At 28.7% G+C, this 17,879-nt stretch carries 15 protein-coding genes; 11 read left to right on the top strand and 4 right to left on the bottom strand.

Annotated features, from left to right (window positions below; translation table 11 throughout):
- Positions 1 to 12: 12 nt before the first annotated feature.
- From glgA to BR69_RS20155, 3 genes are read left to right on the top strand one after another with little or no spacing between them, the layout of a single operon-like run.
- Positions 13 to 1,458, top strand: a complete 1,446-nt coding sequence (gene glgA / locus BR69_RS0107675) for a glycogen synthase GlgA (RefSeq protein ID WP_027632667.1) — start codon at positions 13 to 15, stop codon at positions 1,456 to 1,458.
- Between the two features lie 16 nt (positions 1,459 to 1,474).
- Complete coding sequence (locus BR69_RS0107670; RefSeq protein ID WP_027632666.1) at positions 1,475 to 3,886, top strand: glycogen/starch/alpha-glucan phosphorylase; 2,412 nt, start codon at positions 1,475 to 1,477, stop codon at positions 3,884 to 3,886.
- 2 nt (positions 3,887 to 3,888) lie between these two features.
- Entirely contained in the window at positions 3,889 to 5,694 is a 1,806-nt protein-coding gene (locus BR69_RS20155; protein WP_084315341.1) for a glycoside hydrolase family 13 protein, read from the top strand.
- Between the two features lie 80 nt (positions 5,695 to 5,774).
- Here BR69_RS20155 and BR69_RS0107660 read toward each other — a convergent pair whose 3' ends face one another.
- Positions 5,775 to 6,047 (bottom strand): acylphosphatase, encoded by a 273-nt coding sequence (locus BR69_RS0107660; RefSeq protein ID WP_027632665.1) that lies wholly within the window; start codon positions 6,045 to 6,047, stop codon positions 5,775 to 5,777.
- Between the two features lie 537 nt (positions 6,048 to 6,584).
- Between BR69_RS0107660 and BR69_RS20150 the strand changes: the two genes are divergently transcribed.
- Positions 6,585 to 7,979 carry a DUF2334 domain-containing protein gene (locus BR69_RS20150; protein ID WP_051623534.1) on the top strand — a complete coding sequence of 465 codons (1,395 nt, stop codon included), beginning with the start codon at positions 6,585 to 6,587 and terminating at the stop codon, positions 7,977 to 7,979.
- Between the two features lie 117 nt (positions 7,980 to 8,096).
- On the opposite strand, the gene BR69_RS0107650 is transcribed toward BR69_RS20150, so the two are convergent.
- Entirely contained in the window at positions 8,097 to 9,011 is a 915-nt protein-coding gene (locus BR69_RS0107650; RefSeq protein WP_027632664.1) for a DMT family transporter, read from the bottom strand.
- A gap of 320 nt (positions 9,012 to 9,331) precedes the next feature.
- On the opposite strand from BR69_RS0107650, the gene BR69_RS21465 reads away from it, so the two are divergent.
- From BR69_RS21465 to eutH, 5 genes are all read left to right on the top strand, one after another.
- Positions 9,332 to 9,493 (top strand): rubredoxin, encoded by a 162-nt coding sequence (locus BR69_RS21465; RefSeq protein ID WP_084315339.1) that lies wholly within the window; start codon positions 9,332 to 9,334, stop codon positions 9,491 to 9,493.
- A 129-nt stretch (positions 9,494 to 9,622) separates the two neighbouring features.
- Positions 9,623 to 10,984, top strand: coding sequence for an MATE family efflux transporter (locus tag BR69_RS0107640; protein WP_027632663.1), 1,362 nt, complete (start codon positions 9,623 to 9,625; stop codon positions 10,982 to 10,984).
- Between the two features lie 361 nt (positions 10,985 to 11,345).
- The gene (locus tag BR69_RS0107635) at positions 11,346 to 12,923 is read left to right on the top strand and encodes a ClC family H(+)/Cl(-) exchange transporter (RefSeq protein ID WP_027632662.1); all 1,578 of its coding nucleotides are present in this window, start codon (positions 11,346 to 11,348) and stop codon (positions 12,921 to 12,923) included.
- Positions 12,920 to 13,201, top strand: a complete 282-nt coding sequence (locus BR69_RS0107630) for a DUF503 domain-containing protein (RefSeq protein ID WP_027632661.1) — start codon at positions 12,920 to 12,922, stop codon at positions 13,199 to 13,201. Before BR69_RS0107635 ends, BR69_RS0107630 begins: the two co-directional genes overlap by 4 nt.
- 332 nt (positions 13,202 to 13,533) lie before the next feature.
- Positions 13,534 to 14,634, top strand: a complete 1,101-nt coding sequence (gene eutH / locus BR69_RS0107625) for an ethanolamine utilization protein EutH (protein ID WP_027632660.1) — start codon at positions 13,534 to 13,536, stop codon at positions 14,632 to 14,634.
- Positions 14,635 to 14,864: 230 nt separating this feature from the next.
- Here the strand turns inward: eutH and BR69_RS0107620 are convergent, their stop codons facing one another.
- Entirely contained in the window at positions 14,865 to 15,920 is a 1,056-nt protein-coding gene (locus tag BR69_RS0107620; protein ID WP_027632659.1) for an FAD:protein FMN transferase, read from the bottom strand.
- Positions 15,921 to 16,076: 156 nt separating this feature from the next.
- Positions 16,077 to 16,574 (bottom strand): FMN-binding protein, encoded by a 498-nt coding sequence (locus tag BR69_RS0107615; RefSeq protein ID WP_027632658.1) that lies wholly within the window; start codon positions 16,572 to 16,574, stop codon positions 16,077 to 16,079.
- Between the two features lie 353 nt (positions 16,575 to 16,927).
- On the opposite strand from BR69_RS0107615, the gene BR69_RS0107610 reads away from it, so the two are divergent.
- Positions 16,928 to 17,320: a NusG domain II-containing protein gene (locus tag BR69_RS0107610; RefSeq protein ID WP_027632657.1), complete on the top strand. Its 393-nt coding sequence runs from the start codon at positions 16,928 to 16,930 to the stop codon at positions 17,318 to 17,320.
- A 13-nt stretch (positions 17,321 to 17,333) separates the two neighbouring features.
- The gene (locus BR69_RS0107605; protein ID WP_027632656.1) at positions 17,334 to 17,846 is read left to right on the top strand and encodes a Gx transporter family protein; all 513 of its coding nucleotides are present in this window, start codon (positions 17,334 to 17,336) and stop codon (positions 17,844 to 17,846) included.
- Positions 17,847 to 17,879 lie beyond the last annotated feature (33 nt).

Genomic DNA, 17,879 nt, shown 5'->3' with positions numbered 1-17,879 from the left:
GGAGGAAAAGTAATGTGCAAAGTATTGTTTGCTTCTTCAGAGGCTTCACCCTTTGCTAAAGTGGGAGGTCTTGGGGATGTGGTAGGAGCCCTCCCAAAGTACTTAAATAAAATAGGTGTTACCACTAGTATAGTTATACCTAAATATAAAAATATAAATCTTAATAGTTCTAAGAATATTGAATATATAAAAAGTTTTAATGTACAAGTTGGGTGGAGGAATCAAGAGGCAAAAGTATATAAAACCATATATAACAATACAGAGGTTTACTTAATAGACAATGATTATTACTTTAAAAGAAGAGAAGTATATGGATATGAGGATGAAGGAGAGCGATTTTGCTTTTTTTCAAAGGCAGTTCTAAGTATGTTAAAAGAAATAAACTATAAGCCAGATATAATCCATTGTAATGATTGGCATACTGCTATAATACCAGTTTTATTAAAGGAATTATATTGTAGTGATGAATTTTATACTAGCATAAAGACTGTATATACAATTCATAATCTCTTATACCAAGGAGTTTTTCATGAGAGCATATTACCAGAACTTTTAAATTTAAATATGGATATATTTCACAATGGGAGGGTAAGACATTATGATTCAGTGAATTTTACTAAGGGAGGAATCACTTATTGTGATAAGTTTGTTACTGTTAGTAAAAGTTACTCTTTAGAAATTCAAACTAAAGAATATGGAGAGGGATTAGAAGAGCTTATTTATTATGAGAAAGGAAAACTTCGTGGAATAATAAATGGTATAGATTATGATTCTTATAATCCAGAAAGTGATGAGGAGTTATTCCAAAATTATAATGAGAATGATTTTAAAGAGAAAAAGAGAATAAATAAAGGTTACCTTCAGAGATTATATGGATTAAAAGAGGATGATAATATTCCTTTAATAGCAGTTATTTCTAGATTAACAAGTCAAAAAGGCATTGATCTTATTATAAACGCGTTAGAAAGACTTATGACTAATGAAGAAGTACAGGTAATAATACTTGGAACAGGAGATAAAGACTATGAAAGTCATATAAAAAAACTTGCTTATATGTATAAGGATAGGTTTATTTTTGAAAACACTTTCAATGAAGAGTTGTCTCATAAAGTATATGGGGGATCAGATATGCTTTTTATGCCATCAAAATTTGAACCATGTGGAATCAGTCAGCTTATAGCTTTAAGATATGGAACTCTGCCAATTGTAAGAGAGACTGGGGGGCTTAAAGACACAATAATTCCATATAATGAATATACTGGAGAAGGTAATGGCTTTAGTTTTACAAATTATGATTTTAATGATTTTTACCATGTTATAGACTTATCACTTAGGGTATATAAGGAGAAGGATCAATGGAATAGCATGGTATATGAGGCGATGAAAAGTGACAATAGTTTTGAGAAATCAGCTAAGGAATATAAGGAGATTTATGATTCACTTATTACAGCAATTTAATAGGAGTGAAATATTGATGACGTTTATAAATAAGGAGGATTTTAAAAGAGATTTTAAAAATAAATATCTTCAAATTCATGGTGAAGAATATACTAGTGGAACCTTAGAGGAGAAGTATGTGGCCTTAGGATTTCTTGTTAGAGAATATATAACAAAACAATGGATAGAGACTAAAAAATCATATGATAAGGATAAAAAGCAAGTATACTATTTTTCCATGGAATTCCTTCTTGGGAAACTTCTGAGCACATCTTTAATAAATTTAGGAATAAGAGAGTGTTTAAAAGAAGGATTAAAGGAATTAAATATAGATCTTGAAGAGCTCGAAGAGGTGGAAGAAGATCAAGGACTTGGCAATGGAGGTCTTGGAAGGCTTGCTGCTTGTTTTTTAGATTCTATGGCATCTGTAAATATTATAGGAAATGGGTGCGGAATAAGATATAAGTATGGATTCTTTAGGCAAAAGATAGTAGATGGATATCAGGTAGAAATGCCAGATCATTGGCTTAAAGGAAGAAATGTTTGGGAAATTAAAAAAAGTAATAAAGGGATTATAGTAAAATTTGGGGGGAAGGTTAAGGTAGATAGTGATAATGGAAGATTAATATTTACCCATATTAATTATGAGCCAGTCCTTGCAATACCTTATGATACTCCCATTGTAGGATATAAAAATGGAATAGTTAATACCCTAAGGCTTTGGAGTGCAGAACCCTTAAATAATGAGTTTGATTATCTAGCCTTTTCAAGGGGGGAATACTTAAAAGCAATAGAATACAAAAATTCAGTGGAGGCAATATCTCAAGTTTTATATCCAGATGATAACTATTTAGAGGGAAGAGTTTTAAGATTAAAGCAACAATATTTTTTTGTATCTGCTGGAATACAAAGTATAATACGTCACTTTAAGAAAAATAACAATGATATAAAAGAGTTAAATAATAAGATAGCTATTCATATAAATGATACTCATCCATCTCTAGCAATACCAGAGCTTATGAGAATACTTTTAGATGAAGAAGGACTTTCTTTTGAAGAAGCTTTTTATATAACTGAAAATACCATCTCCTATACTAATCACACCATTATGAAGGAAGCCTTAGAAAAGTGGCCTGTAGATATGTTTAAATCAATACTTCCAAGAATATATATGATAATTGAAGAATTAAATGAAAGGTTCTGCAAAAAACTTTGGGATAAATATTATGGAGAATGGGACAAGATATCTAGAATGGCCATAATATCAAATTCTAATATTCATATGGCCCATTTAGCTATAGTAGGAAGCCATAGTGTAAATGGAGTAGCAAAGCTTCATACAGAGATATTAAAAAAAGAGGAAATGAAGGAATTTCATAAATTTTATAATGAGAAATTTAACAATAAGACTAATGGGATAACTCATAGAAGGTGGCTTATGAAAATTAATCCAAGCCTTACAAGGGTTATCAATGAATCAATAGGTGAAGAGTGGATTAAAGAGCCAGAAAGGCTAATTGACTTTAAGGATTATGTAAAAGATAAAGATATAATAAATTCATTAAAAGTAATTAAACTAAAAAATAAAATAGCGCTAAGTAATTTTATAAAGGAGTCTATGAACATTGACATAGATCCAAGATCTATATTTGATACTCAGGTAAAAAGAATTCATGGTTATAAAAGACAACTTTTAAATGTGTTTAATATATTAGATTCCTATAATAGAATAATAAACGGACAAGGGGAAGACATACACCCTAGAACTTTTATCTTTGGAGGAAAAGCAGCACCAGGATATTTATTTGCAAAGAAGATTATAAAGCTTATAAATTCTGTTGCCTATGTGGTTAATAATGATAAGAGGGTTTCAGATAAAATAAAGGTAGTATTTTTAGAGAATTATAGGGTTTCCTTAGGAGAAATCATAATACCAGCATCCGAAGTTTCAGAACAAATATCTACAGCATCTAAGGAGGCTTCAGGAACTAGCAATATGAAATTTATGATGAATGGAGCTTTAACTATTGCCACCTTAGATGGAGCTAATATTGAAATATTGGATAGGGTAGGGAAGGAAAATATAATAACCTTTGGATTGAGTGCTAAGGAAGTAATAGAGTACTATAAAACAGGTAATTACAATTCAAGGGATGAGATTAATAAGGATAATAGAATTAAAATCATAATTGATCAGTTAAGTAATCCTAAATTTAATAAGGATTTTAGTGATTTTCAGGTTATATATCATAATCTTATAACTGCAAATGATGAGTTTTTTGTTCTTAAGGACTTTAATGAATATATTAAAGCTCAAGATACAATAAACTCTCTTTATAAGGATGAAAATAGATGGAATGAGATCAGTGGAGTTAATATAGCGTCTTCAGGATTTTTCTCTTCAGATAGAACAATAAACCAATATAAAGAAGATGTATGGAAGGTTTAATTATGGGTAGAGATATGAATATATATCATAATTCCCATAGAAATATTTATAGAAATCCCTTTGGAGCAGTGGAAGCAGGCAAGAAGGTAGAAATATTTATAGAAGGAGAAGAAGGGATTTCAGTTTATGTTATTTTGAAAAGAGATAATAATCTAAGGGAAGAAATAGTTATGAAAAGAAAAAAACATGGCTTTGTTACAACTATTGATACTGAAAACACTATAGGAATTATAGAATATAGTTTTAAAATAGTAGATAAAGATAAGGTGTTTTATTATGGAAATAATGAAGAGGAATTAGGAGGAGATGGGAAGGTTTATTATGATAAGCCAATTCCCTATACTATAACTGTTTATAAGATATTTAGCACCCCTAATTGGTTTAAAGAAGGAATTGTTTATCATATATTCGTAGATAGTTTTAATAGGGGGAAGGACTTTAACCTCATAGATAAAAAAAGAAATATATTGATCTATGGAAGTAGTAAGGATAAGCCTTTTTATATAAAAAACAATAAGGGTGAAATAGTAAGGTGGAATTTTTATGGTGGAACCCTAAAAGGTATAGGGGAAAAGCTTAAATACATTAGAAGTCTTGGGTTTACTGTAATATATTTAAGTCCTATATTTAAAGCATCAAGCCCTCATAGATATGATACTGGAGATTATAAGAAAATAGATGATATTTTGGGATGTGAAGAGGATTTTGTTGACCTTTGCAGGGAAGCTGAAGTTAATGGTATAAAAATAGTATTAGATGGAGTTTTTAGCCATACTGGTGCAGATAGCATATATTTTAATAAGTATGGTAATTTTACTACTAAGGGAGCTTATAGTAGTAATAATTCACCTTATTATAGCTGGTATACATTTAAAGATAGTAAAGATAATTATGAGTGCTGGTGGGGAGATAAGAATCTTCCTAATGTGAGAGAATTAGAACCATCTTATATGGATTTTATTATAAGGGATAAAGACTCAGTTATAAATAAGTGGATGAATCTTGGAACAGCTGGATGGAGATTAGATGTTGCTGATGAGTTACCAGATGAATTTATAAAAGAACTTAGGATAAGGATTAAGGAAAATAAAAGGGATGGAGTACTAATTGGAGAAGTGTGGGAGGATGCATCTAGAAAAATAAGCTATGGAGTTAAGAGAAAATATGTCCTTGGAGAGGAATTAGATTCTGTTACAAATTATGTTTTTAGAGATATGGTAATAGATTTTTTAACTTATAATATAGATTCCTATAAGTTTTATAGAAAATCATTAAGCCTTAAGGAGAATTATCCAGAGGAGTTCTTTTCTTCTCTTCTAAATGTAATAGGAAGTCATGATACTGAGCGGATCTTAACAGTATTTAAAAATTATAATGAGAATAATTTTAGAGAATTATTAAAATTATCATCAGTAATACAACTAACCTTTAAAGGGGTACCCTGTGTATATTATGGAGATGAGGTAGGACTTCAAGGTGGACTAGATCCAGATAATAGAAGATATTATCCCTTTGGAGAGGAAGATATAGAAATATTAGATCACTATAAAAAACTTCTTAAAATAAGAAATGAATATGAGGTTTTAAGAAATGGGAAAATTGAGTTTGAGGATTTTAATGAAGATGTTTTAATAATAAAGAGAAGTTTTAACAATAAAAAAATATATATAATTATAAATAGAAGTTCAAAGGATTCATATTCTATGGATATTTTATTAGAACTAAGGGAGTTATATTCAAAGGGAGTATTAAGTTATATGAAAAACTCAATAGGTCCCTTGGGATTTTATATAGGAGAGGAAAAATAATATAAAAATAAAAACCATGTATCATATGGAAAATAAGATTCCTAAGATACATGGTTTTATTTATAGTTAAGTTTAGTTTATTAATAAGTTATAGAAAAGTTTTTTTCATTTTCTTTTATTTTAATAGATTTTATACAAATATCAGAAATCTTAGAAAACCCATTGCCTTCTTTCACTTCTTTTAAAAATTTTTTAAAGTTTTCCTCAGGACCTTCAGCCTCTATTTCTACATTACCGTTACTTTGATTTCTAACAAACCCTTTTAACTTTAGTTTATTACCAATGATTTGAACAAAATATCTAAATCCAACTCCTTGAACTCTTCCACTTACTATAATAAGATACCTAGCCAATGAAAATCCCTCCTAAATAAATATATAAAATTTATACTATATTTTTTATAAATCCCTATTAAGATAATAATAAATTTATGTTATTTTTAAGATTTCTTAAGAATTTAGCAATTTAATGAAATACTTAATTAGTGTATAATTTATAAGTAGATACAAGAATATAAGCTTAAGTACCTTTATATTATAAACTATTTTATAGAGTTTTAAGATAAGGCCTGAATTATAACCATGATTTATCTTTCTTTAGATATAGGGATAGATTAAGGGTAAAACTTAAAATCACATAATAGTTTTAGATATATAATCTTTGGACTTTATAAGTTAAAGTTAGAATAGATGTTTTTAGATTTAAAGATGATAGGGAAAGGCTTATACAATTAATACATATAGTAATAAAAAAATAATTATTTTTAATTCATATAATAATTTAACAATAAAAGAAACAATGGGGGGATTTATTAGGACGGAAATAATAAGATGCGGGTTAAATAAATTACAAGAAATATTAATTATCATACTATAAAGCTTGGAGGAATTATGTATATAAGAAAAAAAGGGTTGAAAATAGTACTTATTGCTTTTTTAATGGGATATCTTGTTATAGGATTTGTTATTATACCAAGGTGGAATGATAAGGTTTTATTAAGTACTGGAGGGGTTACAACTAGAAAGGCTGCCAGGGAATTTGTAAATGACTTAAAGAGGTCAGAGAAGGAAAAATTTAAAAGTGAACTTTTAAGTAATAAACATCTTAGTAAATTGAACTTATATATAGAAAATAAGAAAATAGATTTTAATGGGAAGGTATTTAACTATAACAATAGATATTACATTCCTTTAGATGATATTACTAAGTATCTTAAGATTAATATGGACAAGGAAGATAGTAATTTAACTTTAAGTGGAGAAGGATATCAATGTGATATTAATTTAGAGAAGTCCTACTGGAGGATTAAAGGTAATAGAAGAGAGTTAAGAGGGGACTGGATATCTAGAGAAGATAAGGTATACCTATCCTTAGCTGATATAGTAGATATATTAAATTTAAATGCTTCTTTCGACTCAAAAAAGGAAGAGGTTAGATGTTTTAAGTCTAAGAAAGAAAGTTTTATATTAAATGATACTCAAGGTACACTAACAAAAAAGAAAACTGCTCTTATAAGAATTGAAGATGTAACTGCAGGGAGTATTTATCTAAAGGATGATAGCATGGAAAAGTTAAGGGCAATGGGAGACTTGCTTTATGATGAAGGAAGTGCCTATCATATAGCATGGATACCTAGATATGTAAACCCAGAAAAGTCAGAAGACAATGATCTTACAAGGGATACAAGTTTTCTAAACTCAGAATTTCTCTATACCTTAGATTATTTAATAAATAGAGGAGCAATGGTAGGATTACACGGATATACTCATCAGTATGGAAATGAAGAAAGTATAATAGGGTCAGAGTTCCAAGAAAAAAATAAGCTATCAAGGGAAGAGGAAGTAAGAAGGGTAGAAGCAGCCATAAAAAATGCTATAGCTTTAAATATTCCATATAAGTTTTTTGAAACTCCACATTATAGAAGTTCTGCAAGATTTCAAACTGTTTTAGAAAACTATTTTGATTATGTTTATGAACCATGTATTGGGGTATGGAACAAAAAGATACATATAAGTGATAGAAACAAGGCTACAAAATATGTGCCAGCTCCTTTAGGATATGTAGAGGATAGAAATGTTCAGGATATGATAAATAAAATAAAGGACGATAAGTCAAAAGAACTAAAGAGCTTTTTCTACCATCCAGGGAAAGAATTTGATGATATAGTTTTAAAAAGAGAGGGAAATGGATACCCTTACTATGAATATAAAGATACATCAATGTTAAAAACTATGATAAAAGAACTTAATAAGGATGGATATAAATTAAGATATATAACTAATTAATATAAAAATAAGCAAGTCTTTTTAAAAGGACTTGCTTATTTTTTATGATTATGTTAAAGACTTCATTAATATATATGGATTAATAAAGCTTTTTACTTTTAAAGTCTATATATAAGGTTACTTAAACTTATTTATTCCTACAATTCCAAGGGTAACTAAAGTTAAAGAGATAAATATGTATATGTTAAGAGTCTCTTCAGGAAGAAATATAACTGATAATATGGTTCCTGATACAGGAATTATAAATCTATAAAGGCTTATTTCTCCAGCCTTATTATATTTTAAAAGCATAAACCAAAGAGAAAATGCAACAGTTGATAATAATGCAGAGTATAGAAGTAAACTAGAGGATAAAGGATTAAAGTTTAAGGAACCTTGTCCACTAGAAAATCCATAAATAAGCATCATTATTGATCCGAAGAACATTTGATAACCAGTTATTACAAAAGGATGTATGGATTTTGAGAATTCCTTTACCATAATTGAACTTAATGCTCCTAAAACACAACTTAAAGCAAGAAGTCCTTCTCCAAGGAAGGTAAATGAAAACTCAAAGCCTTTACCCCAGTTTGCAAATATTATTCCTAAAAAGCCAGTAATCATAGCAGTAATTTTCATCTTATCTATTTTATCATTAGAATAATAAAAATGAGCTGCTATGACTGTAAAGAAGCTTTCTAGGGCACCTATTATAGCGCTTTTCATTCCAGAAGTATTAGATACACCATTGTAAAATAAGAAATAATAAAAACCAGTTTGAAAAAATCCTAGAAGTATAAGTTTTGGAATATAACTTTTTTCTATAGAGATTTTTTCTTTAAAAATAAAATATGTACATATAAAAATTAAAATTGAAGCTATAAAAAATCTAAGACCAGCTAGGGTCATAAGGGCACCGGTATTACTAGATATTATATTAAGTTCCCTATAGCTTATTTTAAGAACTGGGAAAGCACTTCCCCATAAAACACAACAAATTACAGATATAATTATTTTATTAAGGTTCTTAGTGAAAAAAGTTTCTTTGTCCATGATATCCCTCTCTTAGTGTAAAGATTAAACATATAGCATTTATAATAACCTTAGGTTATTATAAATGGTTTTAGTTTTTATTAATATTAAAATAGCTAAATTAAGTTTATCATTTACCTATAGAATATCCAATAGTGTAATTTCTAAAAACTAGTGATTTTAATGAGAAAAATTAAATATGATAATTAGCTAAATTAATATGGGAGTAGTAGAATTTTAAAGTCTAGGATAAACTATAAAAAATAGTCCTATAATAATTATATTGAAAAATAGATAAGTAATAATTATAATTATATAGTATTAAATATAAGGAGGATTATATGAAAAAGTATGTATGCGTAGAATGTGGATATATATATGATCCAGAAGTAGGAGATTCTTCTCAAGGTATACCAAAAGGAATACCATTAGAGGATTTACCTTATGATTGGGTTTGTCCCATATGTGGAGAACCCACAGATGTTTTTGAAGAGCTTAATTGACTTTAAAGGAAAATTATGATATAAAAATTAATAGTAATATTTCTATATGTGACTTGTGAAGCAACCACTTTTAAAAACTTTAAAGGGTTGCTTTAATTTTTTTTGATAAAAATTAAAGGGGGATAAGGTGTGAAGATTTTTAATGACAGAAAGTTTTATTCTAATTTATTTAAAATAGCTCTACCAATAATGCTCCAATATTTAATAGTATCCTCATTAAATATGGTAGATACCTTAATGATTGGTAAGGTTGGAGAAAAAGAAATAGCAGCTGTAGGTATAGCAAACCAGTACTTTTTTTTCTTTAACATTTTAATAGGGGGAGTATTTAGTGGATGTGGAATGTACATTTCACAGTTCTGGGGAAGTAGGGATGAAAAAAATATAAGAAGGGTAGTTGGACTAGGAAATGTACTAGGAATAAGCTTATCTCTTATATTTATGGTTATTGCAATTATAAATCCAGAAGGAATAATAAGATTATTTAATAGTGACAAAGAAGTTGTAATTTTAGGAAGTAAATATTTAAGTATAGTAATATATAGCTATATATTTACAGCTATAACTTTTAATTATGCCTTTGCATCAAGATGCATAGGAAATCCTAAATTACCTATGATAGTAAGTGCAATTGCATTAGGAACTAATACAATATTTAATTATATTTTAATCTTTGGTCATTTAGGTTTTAATCCTATGGGAGTAGAAGGAGCAGCTATTGCCACACTAATAGCTAGAATAGTTGAAGTAATATCATTAATTTCTATAATATACATTAAAAATGGTGTACTAGCATCTAAGAAAGAGGAATTATTATATTTTAAGAAAAAGTTTATTAAAAAGATGTATAGAACTATAGGAGCAGTAGTTTTAAATGAGGCATGTTGGGGTCTTGGAACGGTTTTATATTCTGCAGTTTATGGCAGAATAAGTACAGAAGCTTTAGCAGCAGTACAAATATGTAATCCTATAACTAATTTATTTATGGTAATTACCTTTGGAATATCTAATGCGGCCATAGTTATGGTTGGAAATAAGGTGGGTGCTAATGAAGTAGAAGAGGCTAAGGACTTTGCAAAGAAGTTCTTAAAGCTTGGATGTGGAATTGGAATTTTACTTGCAGGGGTATTAGCTTTACTGTCCCCAACTATACTAAGTTTTTATAGTGGAGACATATCCTATGAAATACTTAAAAGTGCTGAAAGAATTCTTTATATAACCTCTTTAATACTAACTATAAGAACCTTTAATATAATACTTATAGTTGGAGTTTTAAGAGGGGGTGGAGATGCCAAGTATGGACTATTTGTAGAAGCATTCACTATGTGGTGCATAGGGGTCCCCGTATCCTTTTTAGGAGCTTTTGTCTTTAAGTTAAATGTAGAATATGTAGTTACCCTTATAACTTTAGAAGAAGTAGCTAAGTTTATACTAGGATATATTAGAATAAAGAGGGGGAAATGGGTGAAGGTATTAGTAAGTAGTATGTAAGAATTTTGTAAAGTTTTTTTAGCTATGATATACTTAAAAGGTATTAATATAATAGCAGAGCTCAGTGCATTTTAGTATTGAGGATAAAACAGTGTTATGGAGTAGTATAAGCTAAAAAAGTTTATGAATTTATAATTATTCTAAATATGGATAGATAATAGTGGATTTTTATTTAATTTATTTATAATATCATGGTTTTACAAATTATTATTTAGGATTTATAACTAAAAATATATTAAATATAAGTTTATAATTTATATTAGGTTTATTTAGACTCCAGATTTACCCTGGAGTCTTTTTATATTTAAAGGCTTAAAGAAAGGAATAATTGGACAAAATACAGACTTAAGAGGGAGTGAGGATGGTGAGCTTGTCAAAAAACAATACGGGAGATACTTTAAGAAACTGGTATAGTTTTAGATTTAAAATTGTGATAGAAGGAATATTAGTGGGATTATTTTCAGGGTTAAGTATAGTTGCCTATAGATTTTTACTAGGAGAAGCTTATAATTTTAGCCAATGGATATACAATATTCAAAGAAAAAATCCTTTAACTATACCTATATGGATTTTATGTTTAATAATAATAGGACTAATAGTGTCCTATATGATTAAATGGGAACCCATGGCTTCAGGAAGTGGTATACCTCAAACAGAAGGAGTACTTATAGGGCATTTATCTATGAATTGGATAAAGGTTATAATTGCTAAGTTTGTTGGTGGTATATTAGCCATAGTAGGAGGGCTAGCTGTGGGGCGGGAAGGCCCATCTATACAAATAGGTGCTGCAGTAGGGCAAGGTTTTAGTAAAATCTTTAAAAGATTAAAACTAGAGGAAAAGTACTTAATAACTTCTGGGGCTTCAGCAGGACTTGCAGCTGCATTTAATGCACCTATATCAGGAGTTATATTTGCATTAGAGGAGATACATAAAAGTTTTTCACCAATTATTTTAACATCTGCACTAGGAGCATCTATAACAGCAGATTTTTTAGCTAAACAATTCTTTGGAATAAATCCAGTTTTTGACTTTACAGTGGTTAAAATGTTACCTTTTAAATATTATGGTTATTTAATACTTCTTGGAATTATAATAGGACTTAGTGGTATAGTATTTAACAAGGTAATGCTAAAAACTTTAAACTTATATGATTCTTTCAAATTTTTTAAGGGGATTAAGAAATCTATACCAGCATTTTTATTTGCAGCATTAGTTGGACTTATATATCCTAAGGCTTTAGGAGGAGGTCACGCTCTTGTTGAAGATCTAGTACATGGGGATATGACATTAAAGCTCATGTTTATTTTAATGGTAGTAAGATTTTTCTTTACCATGATAAGTTATGGCTCTGGGGCGCCAGGAGGAATTTTTCTTCCTCTTTTAGTAGTAGGTGCATTTATGGGAGGAATTTTTGGGAAAGTATTAAGTGTTACCATAGGGCTTAGTAATGGATTTATAATAAACTTTATAATACTTGCTATGGCAGGATATTTAACTGCTATAGTAAAAGCGCCAATTACGGGAATAATACTAATAACTGAAATGACAGGTTCTTTTTCTCATCTATTATCCTTAGCTATAGTTTGTATAGTTGCTTATGAAACTACAGAAATTTTAGGATCAAAGCCAATATATGAGGAACTTTTACATAGGATTCTTAAGAATAAAGGGGAAAACTTTGAGTCAGAAGAGCATAATAAAGTTTTAATAGAGCTTCCAGTAAGTTTAGGATCTAAGCTAGAAGGTAAAAAAATAAAAGAGATAATTTGGCCAGAAAAATGTCTTATAGTTTCAATAAAAAGAGGGCAAGATGAGATAATACCTGGAGGAAATACAGAGATATTAGTAGGGGATTACATAGTTGCATTGACTAATGAAGGGGATAGTATTTTAGTTAATGAAAAATTAAACCTATTGGTAGGAGAGAATGAGATATGATAATAGCTACAGCGAAGATAACTCTTAGAGCACCTTGGGTAAAGTCCTTAAAGGAAAAAAGAATGGTTTTATCTAGTTTAAAGGAAAGAATAAAGAATAAATTTAACGTGTCTGTTGCTGAAATAGAAAGTCAAGATAATCATAAAATTATAGTGCTAGGAATAGCAGCTGTATGTAATGAGACTTCAAAAGGTGATGCAATGATAAACTCTGTTATAAATTTTATAGAGGAAAATAGTGAAGCTTTTATAACAGATATAGAGACAGAAATAATATAATATTTAATTTAAAAAGCTATGGGTAACTCCATAGTTTTTTTATCTATATAATTAAGATAACTTTTTTAGTTAGTATAAAGATATAAAAGTATAAACATTATATTTATAGGGTTTTAATAGAAGTCCTTAACTTATCCATTAAAAATATCATTGACTTATCTTGCTTTAGCAAGATGTATAAAATAACTTTAAAACTTAAAACCCTATAACAAGCGGATTTTAAGAAAATAAGTAGAATTTATTAAAAAAATATAAATGTTTTCAAAGAAATATATGGCAAGATTCTTATGGATAATGTAAAATTTATTTAGATTATTTAAGGGGGGTTATTCTTGGATAAATTTGTTGTATATTTTGTAGGATTCTTTTTTGTAATTGGTGGAGTAGATTATCTTATAGGAAATAAGTTTAAAGTAGGAGAAAAATTTGAAGAAGGTATAAAAACCATGGGGCCTATGGCAATAACTATGGTGGGAATACTATCATTAACTCCAATAATATCTAGTTTAATATCATCCTATTTAGGACCTATATTAGGAAGTGGAAATATAGATCCATCGATTCTACCGGCTATGATACTTGCACCAGATATGGGAGCATATAAAATAAGTATGGATGTGGCATTAAATAATGATGTAGGGATATATTCAGCAGTACTTATTGCATCTACCTTAGGAACTACATTAAGTTTTTCTTTGCCTATGGCATTAACCTTAATAGATAAAAAGGATACTGAGGTTTTTGCAAAAGGAGTAATTTGTGGGATTATAACCATACCAATTGGAGCTTTAATTGTAGCCTTTTATAAGGGAATGAATATGAAACTTATATTTATAAATACCATTCCCATAATAGTGTTTTCGTTAATACTCACAGTTTTAATATTAAAGTCTATGGATAAAGCCATAGTAATATTTAATATAATTGGAAAGTGCATAATATCAATAAGTGTAATTGCAATGCTTATTCAAGGACTACAATTTATATTAGATATTACAATAGTTTCTAATTTCCTTCCCATGGAAGAGGTTTTAAAAATAGTTTGTAAGATATCTTTCTTCTTAGGAGGAGCTTATCCAATGATATCTGTAATAAGTAGAATATTTAAGAAACCCTTTACATCTATTGGGCATTTAATGGGGGTAAATTCTGTAGCGGTAACAGGATTTTTAGGAGCTTTAGCTAGTAGCCTTTTAATTTTTGTTAGTTTAAAAGATATGAATGAGAAGGGAAAAATAATAGCAAGTGCACTCAGTGTATCACTTTCATTTATATTTGGAGGACAAATGGGGTTCATTGCATCCTTAAATCCAGAATTTTTAGGTGCTTTTATGCTATGTAAATTAATCTGTGGTATATTAGCATGTATATTAGCAAATATATTATTTAAGATTCATAGTAAAAAAAATATTCTTATTACAGAAAATATCTAAGATCAGTTATAAATAAGAAAGGTATAAAGATAATATATATGAAAAGGACATATTGGAATTTCCAATATGTCCTTTTTTAAACTTAATGGAGGATGTGCTATTGTATTAAGCTTAAAACTCACATAAAAATAATAATAAAGATTATGAAACTTTTAATAAAAGTTAGTTATGAATAGTTAAGTTTGGAAGGCAAGTGTAATATTATATTGCCCAAAGAAAATAAATATATTCTAATTCATAATTTCATATTCCTTGTTTGTTATAGTAAGTGAAGATTTAATACCTTTAGTTAAATATACTTTTTTATCCTTAGTTATAAATACACCCTCAACATTTGGAAGAGTTTCTAAAAGTTCTAATCCTTCCTTAAGACCTTTTGAAAATACTGTGGTAGATAGAGCATCTCCATCTATTGAATAATCACTTAATATACTTATACCAGCAATTTCATTATCATAAGGATATCCAGAAGCAGGGCTTAATATATGGTGATATCTTTTACCATTTTCTTCAAAGTATCTTTCGTATATACCAGAGGTAACTATAGATTTATTTTCTGCAGTTATAGATCCTATTATATCTCCACGAGGTTTAAGGGGATCCTGGATTCCAATTTTCCATGGATTATTAGTATTAGAATTTTTACCTATTACATATATATTTCCCCCTAAGTCTATAATAGCAGAGGAAACATTATTTTCTTTTAAGATTTTAGCGATTTCATCAGCAGTATAACCCTTTGCTATACCACCTAAATCTATGATCATTCCAGGTTTCTTTAAAAATATAGTTTTATTATTTTCATTGAGTTCTAAATCTTTATAGTTAACTAGGGCTTTTTTTTCATTGATTTCCTTATCACTTGGAAGTCTTTGCTCCGGAAGTCCTATGCTCCAAAGTTTTACCAATGGACCTATGGTTATATCAAAGGTTCCACTAGCAAGGTTTGAATAATAAAGACCTTTTTTAACTATTTCAAAGGTAGTATCCTTAGCTTTAACTGCTTCTTTTCCTGAAGCATCATTTATTTTATCTAAATCAGTTTTTTCTTTATTTATACTAATCTCATCCTCTATTTCCTTAACTCTATCAAAAGCCTTTTGTATAATTGCCTCATCTTTGTTATCATATAAAGAAATTGACACAGCTGTTCCCATAAAAAATTCAGTTTTTGATAGAGGGGTTTTATTAGTTGATGGATCTTCTACTTTCTTATTACTACAGCCCAAAAGTAGGGAAGGGAGTAATAGAAAGAATGATAAGGTTACAAGGGTTTTTCTATGCATTGTCTAAGTACCTCCAATTTTTAGAAATTAAATCTTAGTATTTTAAATATATTGTTATAAATCAAAACTTAAGGGTTTATATTAAAATCCTATATAACTTTTTTAACAAATAAAGACTTTAGTATTTAATACTAAAGTCTTTATTTGTTAAAATTATTACTTAGATGGCATTACTAAAGTAGAAGTTTCTCCCTTAGCAGCCTTTTCTTTTAATAATCCAGTAGCTAATTTTTTATAGCTGTCATAAGAGTGAGTAGCTCCTGATACTGTGTCGATCTTTTCAGGATCTTGGTTCTTAACAAGAGATTCTGCGAATGTCTTTGTGTATTCAGCAGGACTTGTCTTTTTTCCTTGCTCTTTCATTGTCTTATTATATCCTTCGTCCTTAGACTTTAAAGTTCCATCTTCCTTCTTATCATCAAAAGTAGCTTTAGCTATTTTACCGTCTTTAACTTCGATTTCAACGAAGGATTTCCATCCTCTTTCATCTGCCTTATCAAATTCAGCAGTGTATTTTCCATCTTTGTAAGTAGCTGTAGCTGCAGGCTTCTTATCATCTTTCTTAGGTTCTTCTTTTTTATCACCGCAAGCTGCTAATATAGATACACTTAATATTGATGCTGTTAATAGGCTTAAAACTCTTTTCTTATTCATAGTTAAATCCTCCTTAAATAATATAGCTATTCTAATATTTAATAAAAAGTTTAATTTTATGACTTTGCTAAAAATTAAACAAATTAAATTACCATTGTATTATACTACAACATAGGTTTAAGGTTCAATAACTATTTAAACCTCTTCAAATAATTATAGTAAGTGACAAAAGTTTATATAAAATATTCTGTATATTTTATATAATGTTCATTGTATTTATCAAAATCTACAAGAAAGGTATAATATAATAGATTATATGAATATGAAAAAAATGTTAATTATAGTATATAAAAAATATATGTGGTATTATTTAAGGTGTCATTTTAAGAAGATTAGAAATAGGAGAAAAAGTTATGAAAGTATTTAAAAAGATGGATATTGCTATAATAATCATACTTTTAGGTATTTCAATTATACCTAATGTAGCATTTTATTTTATAAATAATAGAAATTATAATGTTTTGACAGCGGTTATAACTGTAGAAGGTAAGGAATATAAGTCTCTAGAAATAGATAATAAAAAAGAAGAGGAAATCCTAGTTAAGGTAGACCATGGATTTAATAAAATAAAAATAAAAGATGGAAATGTTACTATGATAGAGGCCGACTGTAGGGATGAGGTTTGTCTTAGAACTTCAGCTATAAGTAAACCAGGACAAACTATAGTATGTCTACCACATAAACTTGTTGTAGAAATAAAGGGAGAGGTAAAAGACAAGGAAGATGAACCTATATTATCCTATTAAAAGAGGTGAAGTTATGAAGAAAATAAACAAGATGGTGCTAATAGGACTATTAGTAGCTCAAGCTTTAGTGTTACATATATTTGAATCTAATATACCAATCCCTTTACTTACCCCAGGAGCTAAACTTGGACTTGCTAATTTAGTAACTGTATTATCTCTTTACATATTAAATAAAAAGGAAACATTTTTTATAATAATATCTAGATTATTGCTTGGAGCTATGTTTGGAGGCAGTCTTTCAGCATTAATGTACAGTGCATCAGGGGCAATACTAAGTTTTATAATGATGGTAGTGGTTAAAGAAGGATTGAAGGATAAGGTAAGTATAATAGGGGTCAGTGCTAGTGGAGCAATATTTCATAACATAGGTCAAATACTAGTTGCTTGTGCTATAGTAAGAAATATATGGGTTAGTTTATATTTACCTATTCTTACTGTGACGGGAATAGCTACGGGTATTTTTATAGGTCTTACTTGTAATCTTTTAGTAGCTCATTTAAATAAAATATCATTTATGAAACAATAAAAATCAAAAAAGCCATGGATTCATGGCTTTTTT

The sequence above is a fragment of the Clostridium hydrogeniformans DSM 21757 genome (genome assembly GCF_000686705.1).
GTDB lineage: Bacteria > Bacillota > Clostridia > Clostridiales > Clostridiaceae > Clostridium_Z > Clostridium_Z hydrogeniformans.
The sequence above is the reverse complement of the archived record's forward strand: the minus strand, read 5'-3'. Positions and strand labels throughout refer to the sequence as shown.